General features: G+C 60.9%; 19 protein-coding genes and 2 tRNA genes. 16 read left to right on the top strand and 5 right to left on the bottom strand.

The genetic code is table 11. From position 1 onward, the window contains the following. Positions 1-8: 8 nt before the first annotated feature. From ileS to ispH, 4 genes are all read left to right on the top strand, one after another. Positions 9-2,840: an isoleucine--tRNA ligase gene (ileS, locus tag BBF94_RS02615; RefSeq protein ID WP_065257501.1), complete on the top strand. Its 2,832-nt coding sequence runs from the start codon at positions 9-11 to the stop codon at positions 2,838-2,840. Continuing rightward, complete coding sequence (gene lspA, locus BBF94_RS02610; protein ID WP_065257500.1) at positions 2,833-3,345, top strand: signal peptidase II; 513 nt, start codon at positions 2,833-2,835, stop codon at positions 3,343-3,345. Before ileS ends, lspA begins: the two co-directional genes overlap by 8 nt. Before the next feature lie 7 nt (positions 3,346-3,352). Next, positions 3,353-3,790 carry an FKBP-type peptidyl-prolyl cis-trans isomerase gene (gene fkpB, locus BBF94_RS02605; protein WP_176704402.1) on the top strand — a complete coding sequence of 146 codons (438 nt, stop codon included), beginning with the start codon at positions 3,353-3,355 and terminating at the stop codon, positions 3,788-3,790. A 158-nt stretch (positions 3,791-3,948) separates the two neighbouring features. Beyond that, positions 3,949-4,893, top strand: coding sequence for a 4-hydroxy-3-methylbut-2-enyl diphosphate reductase (gene ispH / locus BBF94_RS02600; RefSeq protein WP_065257498.1), 945 nt, complete (start codon positions 3,949-3,951; stop codon positions 4,891-4,893). Here ispH and BBF94_RS02595 read toward each other — a convergent pair. Then, on the bottom strand, positions 4,865-5,419 hold the full coding sequence (locus tag BBF94_RS02595; protein WP_065257497.1) for a GspH/FimT family pseudopilin: 555 nt from the start codon (positions 5,417-5,419) through the stop codon (positions 4,865-4,867). The genes ispH and BBF94_RS02595 overlap by 29 nt on opposite strands. Before the next feature lie 130 nt (positions 5,420-5,549). Here BBF94_RS02595 and BBF94_RS02590 point away from each other — a divergent pair, with 130 nt between their 5' ends. The 7 genes from BBF94_RS02590 to thiO are packed head-to-tail and all read left to right on the top strand — an operon-like array spanning position 5,550 to position 12,322. After that, entirely contained in the window at positions 5,550-6,023 is a 474-nt protein-coding gene (locus BBF94_RS02590; RefSeq protein ID WP_065257496.1) for a GspH/FimT family pseudopilin, read from the top strand. Next, positions 6,020-6,469 carry a type IV pilus modification protein PilV gene (pilV, locus tag BBF94_RS02585; RefSeq protein WP_065257495.1) on the top strand — a complete coding sequence of 150 codons (450 nt, stop codon included), beginning with the start codon at positions 6,020-6,022 and terminating at the stop codon, positions 6,467-6,469. The genes BBF94_RS02590 and pilV overlap by 4 nt, the downstream gene beginning before the upstream one ends. Continuing rightward, a complete protein-coding gene (locus BBF94_RS02580; protein WP_065257494.1) occupies positions 6,466-7,179 on the top strand; it encodes a PilW family protein in 714 nt (237 codons plus the stop codon). Before pilV ends, BBF94_RS02580 begins: the two co-directional genes overlap by 4 nt. A gap of 10 nt (positions 7,180-7,189) precedes the next feature. Further along, entirely contained in the window at positions 7,190-7,669 is a 480-nt protein-coding gene (locus BBF94_RS02575; RefSeq protein ID WP_065257493.1) for a pilus assembly PilX family protein, read from the top strand. Continuing rightward, positions 7,656-10,748: a pilus assembly protein gene (locus BBF94_RS02570; RefSeq protein WP_065257492.1), complete on the top strand. Its 3,093-nt coding sequence runs from the start codon at positions 7,656-7,658 to the stop codon at positions 10,746-10,748. Before BBF94_RS02575 ends, BBF94_RS02570 begins: the two co-directional genes overlap by 14 nt. A 14-nt stretch (positions 10,749-10,762) precedes the next feature. Beyond that, positions 10,763-11,164 carry a type IV pilin protein gene (locus BBF94_RS02565; RefSeq protein WP_065257491.1) on the top strand — a complete coding sequence of 134 codons (402 nt, stop codon included), beginning with the start codon at positions 10,763-10,765 and terminating at the stop codon, positions 11,162-11,164. A 57-nt stretch (positions 11,165-11,221) separates the two neighbouring features. Beyond that, positions 11,222-12,322, top strand: a complete 1,101-nt coding sequence (gene thiO, locus BBF94_RS02560; RefSeq protein ID WP_065257490.1) for a glycine oxidase ThiO — start codon at positions 11,222-11,224, stop codon at positions 12,320-12,322. A 59-nt stretch (positions 12,323-12,381) separates the two neighbouring features. On the opposite strand, the gene BBF94_RS02555 is transcribed toward thiO, so the two are convergent. From BBF94_RS02555 to BBF94_RS02540, 4 genes are all read right to left on the bottom strand, one after another. Next, the gene (locus BBF94_RS02555) at positions 12,382-13,728 is read right to left on the bottom strand and encodes a sigma-54-dependent transcriptional regulator (RefSeq protein WP_065257489.1); all 1,347 of its coding nucleotides are present in this window, start codon (positions 13,726-13,728) and stop codon (positions 12,382-12,384) included. Beyond that, complete coding sequence (locus tag BBF94_RS02550) at positions 13,725-15,314, bottom strand: sensor histidine kinase (RefSeq protein ID WP_065257488.1); 1,590 nt, start codon at positions 15,312-15,314, stop codon at positions 13,725-13,727. The genes BBF94_RS02555 and BBF94_RS02550 overlap by 4 nt, the downstream gene beginning before the upstream one ends. After that, entirely contained in the window at positions 15,304-15,537 is a 234-nt protein-coding gene (locus BBF94_RS02545; protein WP_065257487.1) for a PP0621 family protein, read from the bottom strand. The genes BBF94_RS02550 and BBF94_RS02545 overlap by 11 nt, the downstream gene beginning before the upstream one ends. A 128-nt stretch (positions 15,538-15,665) precedes the next feature. After that, positions 15,666-16,682, bottom strand: coding sequence for an outer membrane protein assembly factor BamD (locus BBF94_RS02540; RefSeq protein WP_065257486.1), 1,017 nt, complete (start codon positions 16,680-16,682; stop codon positions 15,666-15,668). Between the two features lie 152 nt (positions 16,683-16,834). Between BBF94_RS02540 and rluD the strand changes: the two genes are divergently transcribed. The 5 genes from rluD to BBF94_RS02515 all read left to right on the top strand — a co-directional run bounded on the left by rluD (position 16,835) and on the right by BBF94_RS02515 (position 21,672). Then, complete coding sequence (gene rluD / locus BBF94_RS02535; RefSeq protein WP_065257485.1) at positions 16,835-17,797, top strand: 23S rRNA pseudouridine(1911/1915/1917) synthase RluD; 963 nt, start codon at positions 16,835-16,837, stop codon at positions 17,795-17,797. After that, entirely contained in the window at positions 17,794-18,528 is a 735-nt protein-coding gene (pgeF, locus tag BBF94_RS02530) for a peptidoglycan editing factor PgeF (protein WP_065257484.1), read from the top strand. The genes rluD and pgeF overlap by 4 nt, the downstream gene beginning before the upstream one ends. 131 nt (positions 18,529-18,659) lie before the next feature. Next, positions 18,660-21,224 carry an ATP-dependent chaperone ClpB gene (gene clpB / locus BBF94_RS02525; protein ID WP_065257483.1) on the top strand — a complete coding sequence of 855 codons (2,565 nt, stop codon included), beginning with the start codon at positions 18,660-18,662 and terminating at the stop codon, positions 21,222-21,224. 286 nt (positions 21,225-21,510) lie between these two features. Further along, positions 21,511-21,586: transfer RNA gene (locus BBF94_RS02520), tRNA-Asn, on the top strand. 9 nt (positions 21,587-21,595) lie between these two features. Next, a tRNA-Pro gene (locus tag BBF94_RS02515) sits at positions 21,596-21,672 on the top strand. The last annotated feature ends 1 nt before the right edge of the window (position 21,673 follow it).

The raw sequence follows: 21,673 nt of genomic DNA, 5'->3' as shown, positions 1-21,673 counted from the left end.
AGCCTTAAATGACCGACTATAAAGCCACGCTTAACCTTCCGGACACCGCCTTCCCAATGAAGGCCGGCCTGCCACAGCGCGAACCGCAGATCCTGCAGCGCTGGGACAGTATTGGCCTGTACGGAAAGTTGCGCGAGATTGGCAAGGATCGTCCGAAGTTCGTCCTGCACGACGGCCCTCCGTACGCCAACGGTACGATCCACATCGGTCACGCACTGAACAAGATTCTCAAGGACATGATCATCCGCTCGAAGACCCTGTCGGGCTTCGACGCGCCTTATGTCCCGGGCTGGGATTGCCATGGCCTGCCGATCGAGCACAAGGTCGAGGTGACCCACGGCAAGAACCTGGGCGCGGAAAAGACCCGCGAGCTGTGCCGCGCCTATGCCACCGAGCAGATCGAAGGGCAGAAGACCGAATTCATCCGTCTGGGCGTGCTGGGCGATTTCGCCAACCCGTACAAGACCATGGACTTCAAGAACGAGGCCGGTGAAATCCGTGCCCTCGCCGAAATCGTCAAGGGCGGTTTCGTGTTCAAGGGCCTCAAGCCCGTGAACTGGTGCTTCGACTGCGGTTCGGCCCTGGCCGAAGCGGAAGTCGAGTACGAGAACAAGAAGTCCTCGACCATCGACGTGGCGTTCCCGATCGCCGACGAAGCCAAACTGGCCGCTGCGTTCGGTCTGCCGTCGCTGAGCAAGCCTGCCTCGATCGTGATCTGGACCACCACCCCGTGGACCATCCCGGCCAACCAGGCGCTGAACGTTCATCCGGAATTCACTTACGCGCTGGTCGATATCGGCGACAAGCTGCTGGTTCTGGCCGAAGAGCTGGTCGAATCCTGCCTGACCCGTTACGGCGTAGAAGGCACCGTGCTGGCCACCGCACCGGGGTCGGCGCTGGAACTGATCAATTTCCGTCACCCGTTCTATGACCGTCTGTCGCCGGTGTACCTGGCCGACTATGTGGAACTGGGCGCGGGCACCGGCGTGGTTCACTCCTCTCCGGCCTACGGCGTGGACGACTTCGTGACCTGCAAGAAATACGGCATGGTCAACGACGACATCCTCAACCCGGTTCAGAGCAACGGCGTTTACGTGCCGTCGCTGGAGTTCTTCGGCGGCCAGTTCATCTGGAAAGCCAACCCGGCCATCGTCGACAAACTGACCGAAGTCGGTGCGCTGATGCACACCACGGTCATCGAGCACAGCTACATGCACTGCTGGCGCCACAAGACCCCGCTGATCTACCGCGCCACCGCGCAGTGGTTCATCGGCATGGACAAGGAGCCGGTATCCGGCGACACCCTGCGTCAGCGCTCGCTCAAGGCCATCGAAGAGACCTCGTTCGTGCCGGCCTGGGGCCAGGCGCGTCTGCACTCGATGATCGCCAACCGTCCGGACTGGTGCATCTCCCGTCAGCGCAACTGGGGCGTGCCGATCCCGTTCTTCCTGAACAAGGAAAGCGGCGAACTGCACCCACGCACCGTCGAGCTGATGGAAGAAGTGGCCAAGCGCGTCGAAAACGAAGGCATCGAGGCCTGGTTCAAGCTGGACGCTGCCGAGTTGCTGGGCGATGAAGCGTCGCAGTACGAAAAGATCAATGACACCCTCGACGTCTGGTTCGACTCCGGCACCACGCACTGGCACGTACTGCGCGGTTCGCACCCGATGGGCCACGAAACCGGCCCGCGTGCCGACCTGTACCTGGAAGGCTCCGACCAGCACCGTGGCTGGTTCCACTCTTCCCTGCTGACCGGTTGCGCCATCGATAACCACGCGCCGTACCGCGAGCTGCTGACCCACGGTTTCACCGTGGACGAGTCCGGCCGCAAGATGTCCAAGTCCCTGGGCAACGTGATCGCGCCGCAGAAAGTCAACGACACCCTGGGTGCCGACATCATGCGTCTGTGGGTCGCTTCGACCGATTACTCCGGCGAAATGGCCGTATCCGAGCAGATCCTGCAACGCAGCGCGGACGCCTACCGCCGCATCCGTAACACTGCGCGCTTCCTGCTTTCCAACCTGACCGGTTTCGACCCGTCCAAGGACCTGCTGCCGGCCGAAGACATGCTGGCACTGGATCGCTGGGCGGTGGATCGCACCCTGTTGCTGCAACGCGAGCTGCAGGAGCACTACGGCGAATACCGTTTCTGGAACGTGTACTCGAAGATCCACAACTTCTGCGTGCAGGAGCTGGGTGGTTTCTACCTCGACATCATCAAGGACCGCCAGTACACCACCGGTGCCGACAGCAAGGCCCGTCGTTCGTGCCAGACCGCGCTGTTCCACATCTCCGAAGCGCTGGTGCGCTGGATCGCGCCGATCCTGGCCTTCACCGCCGACGAGCTGTGGCAATACCTGCCGGGCGAGCGCAACGAGTCGGTGATGCTCAACACCTGGTACGAAGGCCTGACCGAGTTGCCGGAAGGCTTCGAACTGGGTCGCGCCTACTGGGATCGCATCATGGAAGTGAAGGTCGCGGTCAACAAAGAGATGGAGATCCAGCGCGCGGCAAAAGCCGTTGGTGGCAACCTGCAGGCCGAAGTGACGCTGTACGCCGAAGACGCCCTGAGCGCCGACCTGGCCAGGCTGAGCAACGAACTGCGCTTTGTACTGATCACCTCGACTGCCAGCGTTGCGCCGTTCGTGCAGGCTCCGGCCGATGCCGTGGCCACCGAAGTCAGCGGCCTGAAGCTGAAGATCGTCAAATCGGCCTTCCCGAAATGCGCCCGTTGCTGGCACTGCCGCGAAGACGTCGGCGTGAACCCGGAGCACCCGGAAATCTGCGGCCGTTGCGTGGACAACATCGATGGCGCCGGCGAGGTTCGTCACTATGCCTGATTCCGTTGGCCGTTTCGGACGGCTGGGCTGGCTCTGGTTGAGCGTGCTGGTACTGGTCATCGACCAGGCCAGCAAGTTCTACTTCGAAGGCAAGCTCGAGATGTACCAGCAGATCGTGATCATTCCCGATTACTTCAGCTGGACCCTGGCCTACAACACCGGCGCTGCATTCAGCTTCCTGGCTGACAGCTCCGGCTGGCAGCGCTGGCTGTTCGCCCTGATCGCGGTGGTGGTCAGTGTGGTGCTAGTGGTCTGGCTCAAGCGTCTGGGCCGCAACGAAACCTGGTTGGCCATTGCGCTGGCGCTGGTGTTGGGCGGCGCGCTGGGCAATCTGTATGACCGCATTGCGCTCGGCCATGTGATCGATTTCATTCTGGTGCACTGGCAGAACCGCTGGTACTTCCCGGCGTTCAACTTCGCCGACAGCGCTATTACCGTGGGTGCGGTGATGCTGGCACTGGACATGTTCAAATCCAAGAAATCCGGAGAAACCGTTCATGACTGAACAGGTATTGGCTGAGCAACGCATCGGCCAGAACACGGAAGTCACCTTGCACTTTGCATTGCGCCTGGAGAACGGCGACACGGTCGACAGCACTTTCGACAAGGCCCCGGCGACCTTCAAGGTCGGCGATGGCAACCTGTTGCCGGGTTTCGAAGCGGCACTGTTCGGTTTCAAGGCCGGAGACAAGCGTACGCTGACCATCGAGCCGGAAAACGCGTTCGGCCAGCCGAACCCGCAAAACGTGCAGGTCATGCCGCGTTCGCAGTTCGCGGACATGGAGCTGTCGCCGGGTCTGCTGGTGATCTTCAACGATGCGGCCAATACTGAGCTGCCGGGTGTGGTGAAGGAATTCGACGACGCGCAGGTGACCGTCGACTTCAACCATCCGCTGGCCGGCAAGACGCTGACCTTTGACGTCGAGATCATCAACGTCAAAGCGATCTGAGTACAATGCAGAACCACTGTGGGAGCGAGCTTGCTCGCGAATGCTGACTGACATTCAACGTAGATGTTGTCTGACACACCGCTTTCGCGAGCAAGCTCGCTCCCACAATGTTTTCCACCGTTTTCGCTATTTCTTGCGCGCAAGACACGAGGCACAGCATGCAAATCAAACTCGCCAACCCCCGTGGCTTCTGCGCCGGTGTGGACCGGGCGATCGAAATCGTCAACCGCGCCCTGGAAGTCTTCGGGCCGCCGATCTACGTGCGTCATGAAGTGGTGCACAACAAATTCGTCGTCGAAGACCTGCGCAGTCGTGGCGCGATCTTCGTCGAAGAGCTGGATCAGGTGCCGGACGACGTCATCGTGATCTTCAGTGCCCATGGCGTCTCGCAAGCGGTACGCACCGAAGCTGCAGGCCGTGGCCTGAAAGTGTTCGACGCCACCTGTCCGCTGGTGACCAAGGTGCACATCGAAGTTGCGAAATACAGCCGCGACGGTCGCGAATGCATCCTGATCGGCCACGCCGGACATCCGGAAGTCGAAGGCACCATGGGCCAGTACGACGCCAGCAATGGCGGTGCCATCTACCTCGTCGAAGACGAAGAGGATGTTGCCGAATTGCAGGTGCGTAACCCGGAGAAACTTGCCTTCGTCACCCAGACCACGCTGTCGATGGATGACACCAGCCGGGTCATCGATGCCCTGCGCACGCGTTTCCCGGCTATCGGCGGGCCACGCAAGGACGACATCTGCTATGCCACGCAAAACCGCCAGGATGCGGTCAAGCAATTGGCCGACGAATGCGACGTGGTGCTGGTGGTCGGCAGCCCGAACAGCTCCAACTCCAATCGTCTGCGTGAGCTGGCCGAGCGCATGGCTACGCCGGCCTACCTGATCGATGGCGCCGAAGACCTGCAAAAGAGCTGGTTCGATGGTGTCGAGCGTATCGGTATTACCGCGGGGGCTTCTGCGCCGGAAGTGCTGGTGCGCGGCGTGATCCAGCAATTGCAGGCTTGGGGGGCCACCGGTGCCGACGAACTGGCCGGGCGAGAAGAAAACATCACCTTCTCTATGCCTAAAGAGCTGCGCGTCCGCTCGATCTGAACGCTTTATCCTTTCGGCACAGCGCCTGTTCAGCCTTTTCGCTGGTCAGGCGCACGCGACCGGTCGCCGCCAGCACCAGTTGAAGCTGGCTGACCGGCTCGCGGGTCGAACAGATATGTAGTTTTCCTGCCTGAAACGCCCGTCCGGGCATCAGCGGTTGCCCCAGACTGCTGAACCGTATGTACCGACTGACGAACCAGTTGCCGACAATGGGTATTCGCCCATCGCTGGCGTGCTCGACCAGCAGCGGATTGCTGCTGTCTTCCGGCCCCTTGCCACTGACATCCAGAATGATCCGCCAGCCCCGGCTCCAATCCCCGTCGATGCCGTGAATCACTACGCTCTGATTGCGCGTGATCGCCTGGCTGCGGGCATTGCGGATCCCGCTGATCAGTGACTCGGCGGCCTGCTGCCGATGGTTCGACTCCTTCAGCGTGGCGAGCGCCGGACTGACCAGTGACAGAACAATCGCGCCGATCGCCAGTCCCATGAGCAGTTCGACCAGACTGAATCCCTGTTGCGGCATGAGCATTTCCTCCTTGAAGCGGGGTGTGCGACGCGATCCGTGCGCCGGGCAGGGCAAATCAACCGACGTAACCCGGTCGAATGTTCTAGGTTTACAGGGCAGGTATAGCCGACGGCAACGGAGGGCATCGATGGATCATCGTACAAAAGGTTTCACGCTGATCGAGTTGCTGGTGGCGGTCGCGTTGGTTGTGATCCTGATCACGATGGCGGTACCGGCTTTTACCCGATCGATACAGGGCAGCAAGGCCGATACCGAAGTCGGCGACCTGCAGCGGGCGCTCAACTATGCACGACTGGAGGCCATCGATCGCGGGACCACCATCCGTTTGCGCCCGACGGCCGGGGGCAGCGTCTGGACCGGCGAATTGTCGGTCTACGACAGTACTGGCACTTCGGCCAATGTATTGCGGGTTGTTCCAGCGATGAGCAGCGGCGCCACTCTGACGCTAACCTCAGGAGTAAACGCGCTGGATTTCAACAATCTGGGGGGGCTGGCGGCACCGTCCACGGCGGTGGTGTTCAGCTATACGCTGGGAACCCAAAGCAGGACGCTGAACGTGTGTCTGAACGGACGAATTCAATCGGGTGGAAGCTGCGGATGAGGGCAGGGAGCAGAGTTGCACAGGAAGGCATGTCGCTGATCGAAATCCTCGTGGCATTGCTGGTGCTGACGGTCGGCTTGCTGGGGGCGGCGGCGGTTCAGCTCAATGCGCTGAAATACACCGACAGCTCGCGGATGACCAGTCAGGCCAGTTTCATCGCCTACGACATGATGGACCGCATTCGTGCCAACTCCGGCGCCGATTACACCGTGACGCCGCCGACCGCGGGCAACCTGAACGTCACCCGGGATCAGGATCTCTATGACTTCACCACCAATATCGTCAATTTCGGCGGACCGACCGCCACCGGCAGCATCACCCTGAACCAGCGGGTGTACACCATCACCATCAACTGGAGTGACTCGCGGGCCGCCAACACCGCGAGCGCCCCGCGCAGTTTTGTCCTGACCAGCCGGGCCACGGTCGATCCGGTGGCGTCGCCATGAAGCGCCATAACCGGGGTTTCGGTCTGATCGAAATGCTCATCGCCCTGGCGCTGGGGCTGATTATCGTGCTGGGCGTCGTGCAGACATTTCTGGCGGCGAAAAACACCTATGTCAGCCAGAACACCTCTGCGGCCATGCAGGAAGATGCCCGGTTCGTGCTGAGCAAGATGATTCAGGAAATTCGCATGGTCGGGATGTTCGGCTGCCTCGGGACCATTACCGACTCCAGCACCGGCGGTGATTTCAACGCCGCACAGATCACGCCGATCAGTTGGGACAACACCAATCTCAAGTTGACGCTGGTCACCGCCGACGTCGGCAATGGCGGCGGAACACCGACCTGGACGGTGGTTTCCGATTGCCGCAACAGCGCAACGGCCTACAGCAACCTGCAGACGCCGGCGGCCGGGCAAATCGCATTCCCGATCCGCCGTCTGATCTACAGCTTCAGCAACAACCAGATTCTGATGGGCACCGGCAGCGGTACGCCGACCCAGCAGGTATTGGTGAACAACGTCAGTGCATTTACGGTGATGTTCGGGCTCGCCGCTTCGGCGACGGATGTCTCTGCCTCGACCTACAGCAGCAACCCCGGCGATCCGGCACGGATCCGCAGCGTACGCCTGACCCTGACCCTTACCGACCCGAACAACCGGGTCGCCAACCAGACCTTCAATGTGGTTGCCGCTCTGCGCAACCGCTTGCAGTGAGGGCCGGCGGATGAATGTTTCTCTGCATCAACGAAGAACCCAGCGTGGCATGGTGCTGCTGGTCAGCCTGGTGTTTCTGCTGCTCCTGACGGTGATCGGCCTGTCATCGATGCAGAGCGCCAACCTGCAGGAAAAGATGGCCGGCAGCGTGAGCCTGCGCAATCAGTCGTTCCAGACCGCCGAGGCGGCGCTGCGAATCGGTGAAAGTGCGGTGCAACTGAGCAGCTATTCGCTGGCGGTGTGTGCCAATGTCACCCAGTGCGCACCGCCGGCGGAGTCATCGGTGGTCAGTGCGGCGGGGTTCAATTCGACGTCCGGGGTGACCTGGATCGCTGCCGGCAGCGGTTTCTACGGGGTACAGAACATCGGCACCACGCTCACTGCGGTGAACGTCCCGAGCAATACCTCGGCGACGCTGTACCGGGTCACGGCGGTCGGCATCGCCGGCAGTTCACGCAGTGTGGTGGAGAGTGTCTATGCGAAGTACTGAACGACGCTCTGGCAGGTGGTCGTGGTTCGCGGGATTGCTTGCGGGGTTATATCTGGCCGCACCGGCCTATGCGTTCACGCCGTCGGATTCGCCCTTGCTCAGTGCCGCCGCCGTGCCACCGAATGTCATCCTGCTGATCGACGACTCGGGCAGCATGAACAGCATCATTTACGCCGCGGGCTTCGATCCCACGGTCACTCGCACACCGGCCCGACAGTGCAACGCCGTGATTGGTTTGTGCCTGAGTTCCACAGCCATCACCGGCGACCCGATATTTCTGTCGAGCCTGCCGACCTCAGGCTGTTCCGGTGGCGCCTTCGCGTTCTACAACAACAGCCTGACGCCACTGTGCCTGAAGCTGCCGGATCCGGTGGGAGGCGGCAATACCCGATACAACGGGGATTACATTTCCTACGTGGTCGGCCTGGCCATCAGCAACGGCACCCGCGACTTCACCACGGGTGCGATTCCCAACGACTACCGGATCAACGTCGCGCGCAACGTTTCCACCGCCCTGGTGACCAGCAACCGTAACCTGCGTTTCGGCTTGTCGACCTTCAACGCGGCCACCAGCAACAACCCGGGTAACGGCGGCTACATCGCCCGATCCATCAGCGACCTGGCACCCGTCAGCGGCAGCGTGACCCAGGCTCAGGCCGACAGCAACTACAACGGACTGATCTCCGCGATCAGCGGCTTGAGCGCCGTGGCCAATACGCCATTGGCGGAGACCTATTACGAAATCACCCGCTACATGCGTGGCATGGCGCCGTACTACAACTCCACGCCCAGCACCTACACCAGTCCGATCCAGTACCGCTGCCAGAAAAACTACGGGGTAGTGATTACCGACGGTCTGCCGACCTACGACCGCACGTTCCCCACCAACGACCCGCTGGGCGGCAGCCGCCTGCCGAACTGGGACGGTATCAACAATGACGGGAACAACCTCAACGGTGACAACGAGGGTGACACGCTGTACCTGGACGACATCGCCAAGTTCGCCTTCGACATCGACATGCGTTCGTCCGGTACGGATGCGGCTGGCAAGAGCTGGAACGCGGTGGATTTCCCCAAGCAGAACATGAACACCTATACCGTCGGTTTCACCGCCGATAACGACATGCTGTCGGACGCGGCGGCGTACGGGCAGGGCAGGTACTACCAGGCCACCGACAGTGCCGGACTCAACACCGCACTGTCGGCGGCCTTGAGCGACATCACTTCCAAGGCCGGTTCCGGCGGCAGTGGCGTGACCAGTGGTACGACGCTGGTGAGCGGCAGCAGCTATTTCCAGACCAGTTACGATCCCCGGGACTGGCGCGGCACCATCAAGTCCTTCGGTTTCACCTCGAGCGGGACGGTCAACACCTCGACGGTGCTGTGGACGACCGACACCGCCATCGTCCCTGGCGCCACGGCACCGATCTATCAATCGTGGAATACCTTGAGCAACGCGGCGGTAACGCTGGCTTACGGCAACTTCTCTGCGGCTCAGCAGACAACGCTGGGCCAGAGTCTGCCCACCGGTATCAGTGGCAACGATCTGGTGGAGTGGAGCAAGGGCACCAACAAGACCGGGCTCAAGGTTCGCAGTGTTTTGCTGGGCGACATCATCAATTCGCCGCTGGTGCTGGCTTCGCCCTCGGACAAGACCGCTTCCGATCTCTCGGGCGACACCACCTACACCAGCTACCTGACCACCAAGGCTGCGAACATGAACGCCAATCTGGTGGTCAACGGCAACGACGGGTTCGTCAGCGTGATCAACCCGGCCAACGGCACCCGGCGTTATGCCTACATGCCGTCGAGCGTCCTGCCGTCGCTGCGATTGATCGCCGACCCCAACTACATCAACGGCGTCAGCCACAAGTTTCTGGTGGACGGGCAGGTCGGTGTCTACGACGCCCAATTCGGCACAGCCTGGAAGACCCTCGCCATCGGCGGCACCGGGGCCGGTGGCAAGACGTTCTATGCGTTGCAATTGTTCGACGCCTCGGCGGGGAACATTCTCAATGCACTGTGGGAAGTCAGCGCACCGGCCACTGCCAGCACCACGAACGTTTTCAATGATCTGGGTTATGCCTATGCCCGTCCGGAAGTGGCACGCTTGGCCGATGGTCGCTGGGCGGCTTTCATCGCCAACGGCTACGGCAGCAATTCGGGGGTGGCAGCGTTGTATGTACTGGACGTGCGCGACGGTTCGTTGATCAAGAAAATCGTCATCGACAATACCGAAACCACCAACGGACTGTCCTCGGTGAAGCTCAAGGTCAATTCGCAGAACGTGGTGCAGGCTGCATACGGCGGGGATTTGAAGGGCCGCCTGTGGAAGTTCGACCTGAGTGCGACCACCACCGACAGCTGGGGCGTGGCGTTTTCCGGCAAGCCACTGTTCACCACGGCGGGCGGCACGACGCAACCGATCACGGCGCAGCCGTTGCTCGCGGACAATTCATTGGGGGGAAAACAGATCTTCTTCGGTACCGGCAAATTCAACGAAACCGCCGACAAGACCAACAAGGATCTGCAGGCGTTCTACTCGGTGTGGGATGCCGATGGCGGCTCGGGACAACTGACGGTCAGCAGTTTGCAGGCGCAGGCCATCACCGGTGTGTTCTCGGGCAGTTCTGGGCAGTTCATTACCACGACCCAGAACGACACCACTTATCCTGCGGAGAAGGGCTGGTATCTGCCATTGGTGTACAACAACGTATTGACCGGCGAACGGGTGATCAACCAGGCCAGCCTGGTGCTGGGGCGCATCGTATTCACCACCGCCAGTGTCGATACCACCGACCCGTGTTCCAGCTTCGGTACCGGCAAACTGGTCGAACTCGATGCATTCAGCGGTAAGATGCTCAACTATGCGGTCCTCGACACCAACGCCGACGGCGTGGTCGACACCAATGACACGATTTCCAGCGGTGTGGTGTTCAGTGGTGGCATTCCTACCTTGAACGCCATCGTCAACGGCGCATCACGCAAGATCGTGAACGATTCCAGTGGCGGGATCACCACCCTGGTGGAAAAATCCGGCGGTGGCAGCCGTCGTATCATGTGGCGACAAATACAGTAAGCGAGAGTTGAGGCATGCGCAGATCCATCCGAGGTTTCACCCTGATCGAAATCATGATCGTGATTGCGATCATCGGGATCATCATCACCATTGCCGCACCGAGCTATACCGAATACCTGAAGAAGGGGCGCCGCGCCGAAGTGGCCTCGCTGCTGAACGAGCAGGCGCAGATCCTCGAACGCTTCTACACCCGGAACAACGTTTACACCGGTGTCACCGGGCTCAGCACGGGCAATGATTTCTATACCATCACCCCGACCATCGCTGACCAGACTTATCTGCTGACCGCTACCCGCAAGGCCGGCACGACCATGGCCGGCGACAAGTGCGGCGACTTCACCCTCACCAACACGGGTGTGCGCAGCATGGTCAACGCGACAGCCGGGCTCGCCACCAAGGATTGCTGGGGCCGCTGAGGCGCATTCATTCGGGTGCCTTTTGCACCCGCTGTCTTTTTTACAGTTGGAACAAACATGACCAGGCAACAGCAAGTGGTGATCGTCGGTGGCGGGGTGATTGGCCTGCTGACCGCGTACAACCTCGCCTCCGAAGTACGCAGCGTAGTGCTGCTGGATCGTTCGAACGTGGGCCGGGAGTCCTCTTGGGCCGGCGGTGGTATCGTTTCCCCTCTTTATCCGTGGCGCTATAGCCCGGCGGTCACGGCGCTGGCGCACTGGTCACAGGATTTTTATCCACAGCTGGGCGAGCGGTTGTTTGCCGATACCGGCGTCGATCCTGAAGTTCATACCACCGGCCTGTACTGGCTGGATCTGGATGACGAAGCCGAAGCGCTGGCCTGGGCCGAGCGGGAAAAACGTCCGTTGCGGGCTGTGGATATCTCCGCGGCCCATGATGCGGTGCCGGTGCTTGGCGGTGGATTCTCCCGGGCGATCTACATGGCTGACGTGGCGAACGTGCGCAATCCGCGGTTGGTGAAGTCCTTGAAAGCGGCGTTGCAGGCACTGCCGAACGTGACGATTCACGAGCAGTGCGAGGTCAGCGGGTTTGTCCGGGAGGGCGAACGGGTTGTCGGTGTGGATACCTCGAAGGGCGTGATCAACGGCGATCAGGTGGTGCTGACGGCGGGGGCGTGGAGCGGTGAGCTGCTCAAGACGCTGAATCTTTCGCTGCCGGTGGAGCCGGTCAAGGGCCAGATGATTCTCTACAAGTGCGCGGCGGACTTCCTTCCGAGCATGGTGCTGGCCAAGGGGCGATATGCGATTCCGCGACGGGACGGGCATATCCTGATCGGCAGTACGCTGGAACACGAAGGTTTCGACAAGACCCCGACCGGCCCTGCACTGGAAAGCCTCAAGGCCTCGGCGGTCGAGTTGTTGCCGGCGCTGGCGGATGCCGAAGTGGTGGGGCACTGGGCCGGGTTGCGTCCGGGCTCGCCGGAAGGCATTCCCTATATTGGACGGGTGCCCGGATTCGATGGTTTGTGGCTCAACTGCGGGCACTATCGCAACGGATTGGTGCTGGCACCGGCCTCCTGTCAGCTGTTTGCCGATGTGATGCTGGGGCGAGCGCCGATCATCGATCCGGCGCCTTATGCCCCGACCGGGCGTATCTAGTCAGTTTCTCTTCTGATGACTGACAAATCGCTTTCGCGGGCTTGCCCGCGAAGGGGCCCTTAATCCAGGCCCAGTTTCTTCAGTCGATAGCGCATCGAGCGAAACGACAGATTCAACCGCTGGGCCGCTGCGGTACGGTTCCAGCGGGTTTCTTCCAGCGCCTGCAGAATCAGTTTGCGTTCGACGTTCTCAAGATAGGCTTCCAGGTTGTCGATCTGCGTGAGATCGGCCATACCGCCCTCGACTGCGCAATTGCCCTCGCTCAGACGCAGGTCGTCGGCCTCGATCACGCGGTTTTCGCACAGGGTGTGCGCACGTTCGAGGACATTCTCGAGTTCTCGCACATTTCCCGGGAAACGGTAGTTCTTCAATGCCTCCAACGCTTGTGGATGCAAGCGCGCAGCCGGTTGGCCGGTACCGTTCGCCAGACGCTTGAGCATATGGCTGGCCAACGCCTCGATATCGTCACGACGTTCGCGCAGGGAAGGCACACGCAATTCGATCACGTTCAGCCGGTAATACAGATCCTGGCGAAAGCGCTCGGCAGCGACTTCGGCGTCCAGGTCCTTGTGGGTGGCGCAGAGAATGCGCACATCGACCACGGTTTCCTGCTGGCCGCCGATGCTGCGTACGGCTTTTTCCTGGATCGCCCGCAGCAGCTTGACCTGCATCGACAGCGGCAAGTCCGCCACTTCATCGAGAAACAGCGTACCGCCATGGGCAGCCTGGAACAGCCCTGGCTTGTCGTCAACCGCGCCGGTGAAACTGCCTTTGCGGTGACCGAAAAATTCGCTTTCCATCAATTCCGAAGCAATCGCCCCGCAATTCACCGGTACGAATGGCCGGCTGGCACGTGGCCCCTGTTCATGAATCAGGCGGGCGGCCAGTTCCTTGCCGCTGCCGGACTCCCCGCTGATGTAGACCGGCGCCTGACTTCGGGCCAGTTTGTCGATTTGATTGCGCAGATTGCGCATCGGCAACGAGTCACCCAGCAACCGGCGATCGATTGACGTGCAGACGTTGCCTGTCGCCGGCATGCGCAGCGCGGTTGTGACCAGTTCGCGCAGGCGAGCGAGGTCCACCGGTTTGGTGAGGAAGTCGAAAGCGCCGGCTTTCAGTGCGTTGATCGCGGTTTCCAGGCTGCCATAGGCGGTGATCATCGCCACCGGCAATTGCGGGTGGCGTTGCTGGATGTGCTGAACCAGCTCCAGCCCGGTGCCATCCGGCAGGCGCATGTCGGTCAGGCACAGATCGAATGTGTCGCGACGCAGCAGGGCCTGCGCTTCGCCGAGGTTGCGAGCGCTGAAAGTGTCGAGTTTCATCCGTCCCAGGGTTATTTCCAGGAGTTCGCGGATATCCGGTTCGTCGTCGACGATGAGGATTTTTTGCCGTGGGCTCGTGTTCAACTTTGTTTCCGTCCATGAGCAAAGGTGATGCGAAAGCAGCCGCCGCCTTGGCGTGGTTTGAAGTCTAGGCGGGCCTGGTTGCTTTCGCACAGCTCACGGGACAGATAAAGCCCAAGGCCGGTGCCCTGGCTGCTGGTGGTGAAGAAGGGTTCGAACAGATGCGACTGCTGATCCGGCGCCACGCCTGGGCCGTTATCCTGCACTTCGAGCACGGCCAGCTGGCTTTCGCGGTCGATGAACAGTGTCAGCCAGACTTCGGCCGGATCGTGCAGCAGGGCGCTGTGTCGCCAGCCGTTGCGCAACAGATTGTCGAGAATTTGCGTCAACTGGCCAGGATCCATCAGCGTGCGGAAGTCCCCGCTGTCGATCCGCAAATGAATCCGCTGACGTTCGCCGGCCTGTTCCCGGGCTTCGGCGACGAACTGCGTCAGCCAGGGCGCGAGGTCCAGCCGCTGCGGCGCGCTCTGCTGGCGGCGGGACAGTTGCAGGACGTTTTCAATGACTCGGTTCATGCGCTGGGAGTGATCCTGGATGATCTGCGTCAGACGCCGGTCTGCGCCGTCGAGTTCCTCGGATTCCTGCAGCAGCTGCGCTGCATGGCTGATGGCACCCAGCGGATTGCGGATCTCGTGGGCGATACCGGCGGTCAGACGCCCGAGTGCGGCGAGTTTCAGCTGCTGGGCCTGTTGAGAGATCTGCGCGAGATCCTCGAGAAACACCAGGGTCTGGCGGTTCGGGCTCTGTTCCAGTGCGATGAAGCTCGGTTGCAGCTCCAGGCCGTTGGCTGCGATTTTCAGGCTTTGCGGGCGCAGGGCCGGATTGTTCAGCCACAGATTCAGACGCTCGACCAGCGCGGTCGAATACTCGTCGATCAACTGGCCTTCCAAAGGCGACTGCGCCAGCAGCGTCCGGGCGCTGTGGTTGGCCAGTTGTATCCGGCGTTGCTCATCAAGTACCAGAATGCCGGTGCGCATGCGTTGCAGAATCAGGGCATTGAGGGCCTCGAGACTGACCACTTCACTGGCCCGTTGCTCGGCGAGCGTCTCGCTGACTTCGAGACGGCGGATCAGCCCCTGCACCATGAGCGAACCGGCAAAACACAGAGCGCCAAGGGTGCCGGCTTGCAGATAGTCATTGGCGCTCAACGGATGGTCGAAACTCTGCAAAAAACTCAGACCGACGATGCCGAGCGCGCCGATGGCCGCGATCAACAGGCCGATTCTTCTTCGCAGCAGGGTGTTGCTGATCGCCACCGAGACGATCAGCAGATTGCCGACCGGGCTCGCGACGCCGCCAGCGGCGTAGAACAGCCCGCACAGCAGCAGGATGTCGACCAGTGCCAGACCGAACAGCTGGGCGGGGCGGCGGATGTTTTCCAGAAACACCACCAGCAGGATGTTCAGCACCAGGTACAACCAGCTGCCATTGCGCAGCAACTCGTCATCGGCTGACGTCAGCAGGCGGTTGTCCATGTTGCTGGAGATCAGCAGCACGAGGGTGATGCCGACGCTTAAACGGTAGAGGTGATAAAGGCGCAGCAGTCGCTGGGCCTGTTTGCGAGTGGCGCTGGTGGCCTCAGCGAGCACTGGAGCCGGGGCCTTGCTCGAGATGAGCCTGGCTGCAATACCACTGTTGTTGCAGGTTCAGCGCACGGTCGCGGGGCAGATGCACGCCGCAGTGGGCGCAGCGCACCATCGGTGCGGCATCCTGTTCGCGGGAGGAGGGCGCAGGTGCGACGGGGGCCTTGAGTTTGCGCCAGAGCCAGACGGCGGCAGCGATCAGGGCGATCCAGAAGAGTAAACGAAGCATGATGGGCGGCTTTTTGGCTGATGATCCGGCAGTTTAGCCAAGGACTCGACAGGCGCACAGCGTAATAAAATGTGGCAATGAAAAAGGGAGATCCGAAGATCTCCCTTTTTTCAACATCACTGAGTTGATCAGTCGAACAGACCAAAGGTCATGTAGCTGAACCAGGAACGGTCGGTGTTGCTCGACTCGGTTTCCGGCGGCTCGATCACTTCGCCGTTTTCGTCTTTGGGCTTGAGCTCGTTCGGGATCGCGTCTTTCGCGTCCTGGAACTGCTTCTGCACGTCCTGGTTGGCGCGGGTTTCTCCCGGTGGCAGCGGTGGACGGGACTCGATCAGACCCAGAGTCGCCTTGCTCAGCCACGAACGGTTGTCGGCTTCGGCCACCGACGGTACGAACTGGCCGTCTTTCAGGCTCGGGTGGTTCGGGTAGTTGAGTTTCAGGGTTTCCAGACTGGTGGCTGCCAGCTCGTCCAGATGCAGACGCTGGTAGGCTTCGGTCATGACCGCCAGGCCGTCGCCGACCGACGGGGTTTCCTGGAAGTTTTCCACGACATAGCGGCCACGGTTCGCTGCGGCGACGTAGGCCTGACGGGTCAGGTAGTAGTCGGCCACGTGGATTTCGTAGGCGGCCAGCAGGTTGCGCAGGTAGATCATGCGCTGCTTGGCGTCCGGCGCGTAGCGGCTGTTGGGATAGCGGCTGGTCAGCTGGGCGAACTCGTTGTAGGAGTCGCGGGCAGCGCCCGGGTCACGCTTGGTCATGTCCAGCGGCAGGAAGCGCGCCAGCAGGCCGACGTCCTGGTCGAACGAGGTCAGACCCTTGAGGTAGTAGGCGTAGTCGACGTTCGGATGCTGTGGATGCAGACGAATGAAGCGCTCGGCAGCGGATTTTGCAGCTTCCGGCTCCGAGTTCTTGTAGTTGGCATAAATCAGTTCGAGCTGTGCCTGATCCGCGTAGCGACCGAACGGATAGCGCGACTCAAGAGCCTTCAGCTTGGCGGTGGCGCTGGTATAACTGTTGTTGTCCAGGTCCTTTTGAGCCTGCTGGTACAGCTCGGTTTCGCTCAGGTTTTCGTCAACGACTTCCTTCGATGAGCAAGCGGCGGTCAATGCGAGGATGGCGATCAGCAGCAGGTGTTTCACTTGCATGGCGGCTTGCGTCCCTATGACGGCCGCTGTCTTGGGCGGGGCCGTCCTGTTATGATGAGCGCCCCGTTGAAAAGCCCCGGGGCAAAAGACGCCGTATTTAACCACAAGCGCGCAGCCGAAACCAAAGGCTGTAGCCGACGCCCAGTCCGAGCATGTCCGATAAAATTGAACTTCGCGCAGAGGTGCCGTCCGAATTGGGCGGCCAACGCCTCGATCAAGTCGCCGCCCAACTCTTCGCCGAGCACTCCCGCTCGCGCCTTTCCGCCTGGATCAAAGAAGGTCGCCTGACTGTGGACGGGGCGGTCATCCGCCCGCGCGACATCGTTCATGGCGGTGCCGTCCTTGAACTGACCGCCGAGCAGGAGGCCCAGGGTGAATGGGTCGCCCAGGACATCGAGCTCGATATCGTCTACGAAGACGACGACATTCTGGTCATCAACAAGCCGGCAGGCCTGGTGGTGCACCCGGCTGCCGGCCATGCCGACGGCACCTTGCTCAACGCCTTGCTGCACCATGTGCCGGACATCATCAATGTCCCGCGCGCCGGCATCGTGCATCGTCTGGACAAGGACACCACCGGTCTGATGGTGGTGGCCAAGACCATCCAGGCGCAGACCAAACTGGTCGCGCAGTTGCAAAGCCGCAGTGTCAGCCGGATCTACGAATGCATCGTGATCGGCGTGGTGACGGCCGGCGGCAAGATCAATGCACCTATCGGTCGTCACGGCCAGCAGCGCCAGCGCATGGCAGTGATGGAAGGCGGCAAGCCTGCCGTCAGCCATTACCGTGTGCTGGAGCGTTTCCGTTCCCACACCCACGTGCGGGTGAAGCTGGAGACGGGTCGTACTCACCAGATCCGCGTACACATGGCGCACATCAACTTTCCGTTGGTCGGCGACCCGGCCTACGGCGGTCGTTTCCGCATCCCGCCGGCGGCGAGCCCGACCATGGTCGAGTCCCTCAAGCACTTCCCGCGTCAGGCGCTGCACGCGCGGTTCCTGGAGCTGGATCACCCGACCACCGGTGAGCGCATGAGCTGGGAATCGCCGTTGCCGGAAGATCTGGTCTGGCTGCTGACCCTGCTCAAGCAGGATCGCGAGGCTTTCGTCGGATGAACTGGCTGACGCCGGACTGGCCCGCGCCGGCCAGCGTCAAGGCCTGTGTCACCACCCGTGAGGGTGGTGTCAGCGAGGCGCCGTTCGACAGTCTCAATCTGGGCGATCATGTGGATGACAGCCCCCAAGCGGTCGCCGAAAACCGTCGGCGTCTGACCGAGTACTTCTCTATAAAACCTGCGTGGTTGCAGCAAGTCCACGGAACGGACGTGGCGCATGCCGATCCGTCCGTGGTGGCCACGGCAGATGCCAGCTGGACGGCAACACCCGGTATCGCGTGTGCGGCAATGACCGCCGATTGCCTGCCGGCGCTGTTCTGCGACCGTGACGGTACTCGCGTTGCTGCGGCGCATGCCGGTTGGCGTGGGCTGGCGGCCGGCGTGCTGGAAGCCTCCCTCGATAGCCTGGATGTGCCGACTGAAGACATTCTGGTCTGGCTCGGACCGGCCATCGGCCCGCAAGCCTTCGAAGTCGGCCCGGAAGTCCGGGAAGTCTTCATCGATCAACTGCCCGAAGCCGAGACAGCTTTTGTCCCGAGCCACAACGCGGGCAAGTTCATGGCCGACATCTATAAGCTGGCGCGGCTGCGTCTGGCGGTTCGCGGTGTCACTGCTGTTTATGGCGGCGGTTTCTGTACCGTGACCGATCCGCGCTTCTTCTCTTATCGCCGTGCATCGCGCACCGGTCGCTTCGCCTCCCTTATCTGGCTTGAGTCGCCCGGCGCCCGCTAAGCTTGTCTGATCTGCATCAACTCCCTGACGCTTGAATCTTCCAGAATCGACCGCATCTATAGCGGTATCTGGCAGGTTTCTTTATTCAGGATGGTTTTTTAGGTCCGGCCTGCTCAAAAGGAAGGTGACCCATGCGTATAGACCGTTTAACCAGCAAATTACAGTTGGCGCTGTCCGATGCCCAATCCCTGGCTGTCGGCCACGATCATCCGGCCATCGAGCCGGCGCACTTGATGCAAGCCATGCTTGATCAGCAGGGTGGTTCGATCAAGCCCCTGTTGATGCAGGTGGGCTTCGATGTCAACAGCCTGCGTAAAGAGCTGACCAAAGAGCTCGATCAATTACCGAAAATCCAGAACCCGACCGGCGACGTGAACATGTCGCAGGATCTGGCGCGTCTGCTCAACCAGGCCGACCGTCTGGCTCAGCAGAAAGGTGACCAGTTCATTTCCAGTGAACTGGTGCTGCTCGCCGCGATGGACGAAAACAGCAAACTCGGCAAGTTGCTGCTCGGCCAGGGCGTGAGCAAAAAGGCGCTGGAAAACGCCATCAACAACCTGCGCGGTGGCGAGGCGGTCAACGACGCCAACCACGAAGAATCGCGGCAGGCCCTGGATAAATACACGGTCGACCTGACCAAACGTGCCGAAGACGGCAAGCTCGATCCGGTGATCGGCCGTGACGATGAAATCCGTCGCACCATTCAGGTGCTGCAACGCCGGACCAAGAACAACCCGGTGCTGATCGGCGAGCCTGGCGTGGGTAAAACCGCGATTGCCGAAGGTCTGGCCCAGCGCATCATCAATGGTGAAGTGCCGGATGGCCTGCGCGGCAAACGTCTGTTGTCCCTCGATATGGGGGCGCTGATTGCCGGCGCCAAGTATCGCGGCGAGTTCGAAGAACGCCTGAAGGCGCTGCTCAACGAATTGTCGAAGCAGGAAGGGCAGATCATTCTGTTTATCGACGAGTTGCACACCATGGTCGGCGCCGGGAAGGGCGAAGGCTCGATGGACGCCGGCAACATGCTCAAGCCGGCTCTGGCCCGTGGCGAATTGCATTGCGTCGGTGCGACCACGCTCAACGAGTACCGCCAATACATAGAGAAGGACGCAGCCCTCGAGCGGCGCTTCCAGAAAGTGCTGGTGGACGAGCCGAGCGAAGAAGACACCATCGCGATCCTGCGTGGCCTCAAGGAGCGTTACGAGGTTCACCACAAGGTGGCGATCACCGACGGCGCGATCATCGCGGCGGCCAGGCTCAGCCATCGCTACATTACCGATCGGCAGCTGCCTGACAAGGCGATCGACCTGATCGACGAAGCCGCCAGCCGCATCCGCATGGAAATCGACTCCAAGCCGGAAGTGCTGGATCGTCTGGAGCGTCGCCTGATTCAACTGAAAGTCGAATCCCAGGCGCTGAAGAAAGAAAGCGATGACGCGGCGAAGAAACGTCTGGAAAAGCTCCAGGAAGAAATCGATCGCCACGAGCGTGAGTATTCGGATCTGGAGGAAATCTGGAACTCGGAAAAAGCCGAGGTGCAGGGTTCTGCGCAGATTCAGCAGAAGATCGAACAGTCCCGTCAGGAACTGGAAGCTGCGCGCCGCAAAGGCGACCTCAACCGCATGGCCGAGTTGCAGTACGGGGTGATCCCGGATCTGGAACGCAGCCTGCAAATGGTCGACCAGCATGGCAAGGCCGAAAACCAGTTGCTGCGCAGCAAGGTGACCGAAGAGGAAATCGCCGAAGTCGTCTCGAAGTGGACCGGCATTCCCGTGTCGAAAATGCTCGAAGGCGAGCGCGACAAGCTGATGAAGATGGAAAGCCTGTTGCATCAACGCGTGATCGGTCAGGATGAAGCGGTGGTCGCCGTGGCCAACGCGGTGCGGCGTTCTCGTGCCGGATTGGCCGACCCGAACCGTCCGAGTGGCTCGTTCATGTTCCTCGGCCCGACCGGCGTCGGTAAAACCGAACTGTGCAAGGCATTGGCGGAATTCCTCTTCGATACTGAAGAGGCGATGGTGCGGATCGACATGTCCGAGTTCATGGAGAAACACTCCGTGGCGCGTCTGATCGGTGCGCCGCCAGGCTACGTCGGTTACGAAGAGGGCGGTTACCTGACCGAGGCGGTACGGCGCAAGCCTTACTCGGTGATCCTGCTGGACGAAGTCGAGAAGGCCCACCCGGACGTGTTCAACATTTTGCTGCAGGTGCTGGAGGATGGTCGTCTGACCGACAGCCACGGGCGTACGGTGGATTTTCGCAATACCGTAATCGTCATGACCTCCAACCTGGGTTCGATGCAGATTCAGGAACTGGTCGGCGATCGTGAGGCACAACGTGCAGCGGTGATGGATGCGATTTCCACGCACTTCCGTCCGGAGTTCATCAACCGGGTCGACGAAGTGGTGATCTTCGAACCATTGGCTCGGGATCAGATCGCGGGCATTACCGAGATCCAGCTGGGTCGTCTGCGCAGCCGTCTGGCCGAGCGCGAACTGAAGCTGGAGCTCAGTCCGGAGGCGATGGACAAGCTGATTGCCGTCGGCTACGACCCGGTCTATGGCGCACGGCCGTTGAAGCGTGCGATCCAGCGCTGGATCGAGAACCCGTTGGCGCAGTTGATTCTGTCGGGGCGTTTCCTGCCTGGCGAAACTGCAACCGGTGTCGTGGAGAACGACGAGATCACGTTCAACTGATACTGAAACTGGAAGGCCTCGCACTGCGAGGCCTTTTTTTTCGCCAGGCTGTTGAACTCTAAGGAAAAGGCTTGTAAAGTGCGCCCCGCAGTCAGTCACCCACAGGGTCTCAGCTCACTGAGCTGAAATCCGAAACAAGTTGCAAATCATTAACTTGAAAGCGATTTGGGGGTTGACAAAGGTGATCCAGGTTGTAGAATGGCGCGCCTCAGACACACGAACGCAGCGATGCGAAAACGATGTCGAGAAGCTGCAAGTTTCACCGCAGTAACTTGAAATATGTAGTTCCGTGATAGCTCAGTCGGTAGAGCAAATGACTGTTAATCATTGGGTCCCAGGTTCGAGTCCTGGTCACGGAGCCAATTTCAAATCGGGGTATAGCGCAGTCCGGTGAGCGCGCTGCTTTGGGAGCAGGATGTCGGGAGTTCGAATCCCCCTACCCCGACCAT

This window comes from Pseudomonas bananamidigenes (assembly GCF_001679645.1).
Taxonomy (GTDB): Bacteria; Pseudomonadota; Gammaproteobacteria; order Pseudomonadales; family Pseudomonadaceae; genus Aquipseudomonas; species Aquipseudomonas bananamidigenes.
Note: the sequence above shows the minus strand (reverse complement) of the source record. Positions and strands in the feature narration are given on the sequence as shown.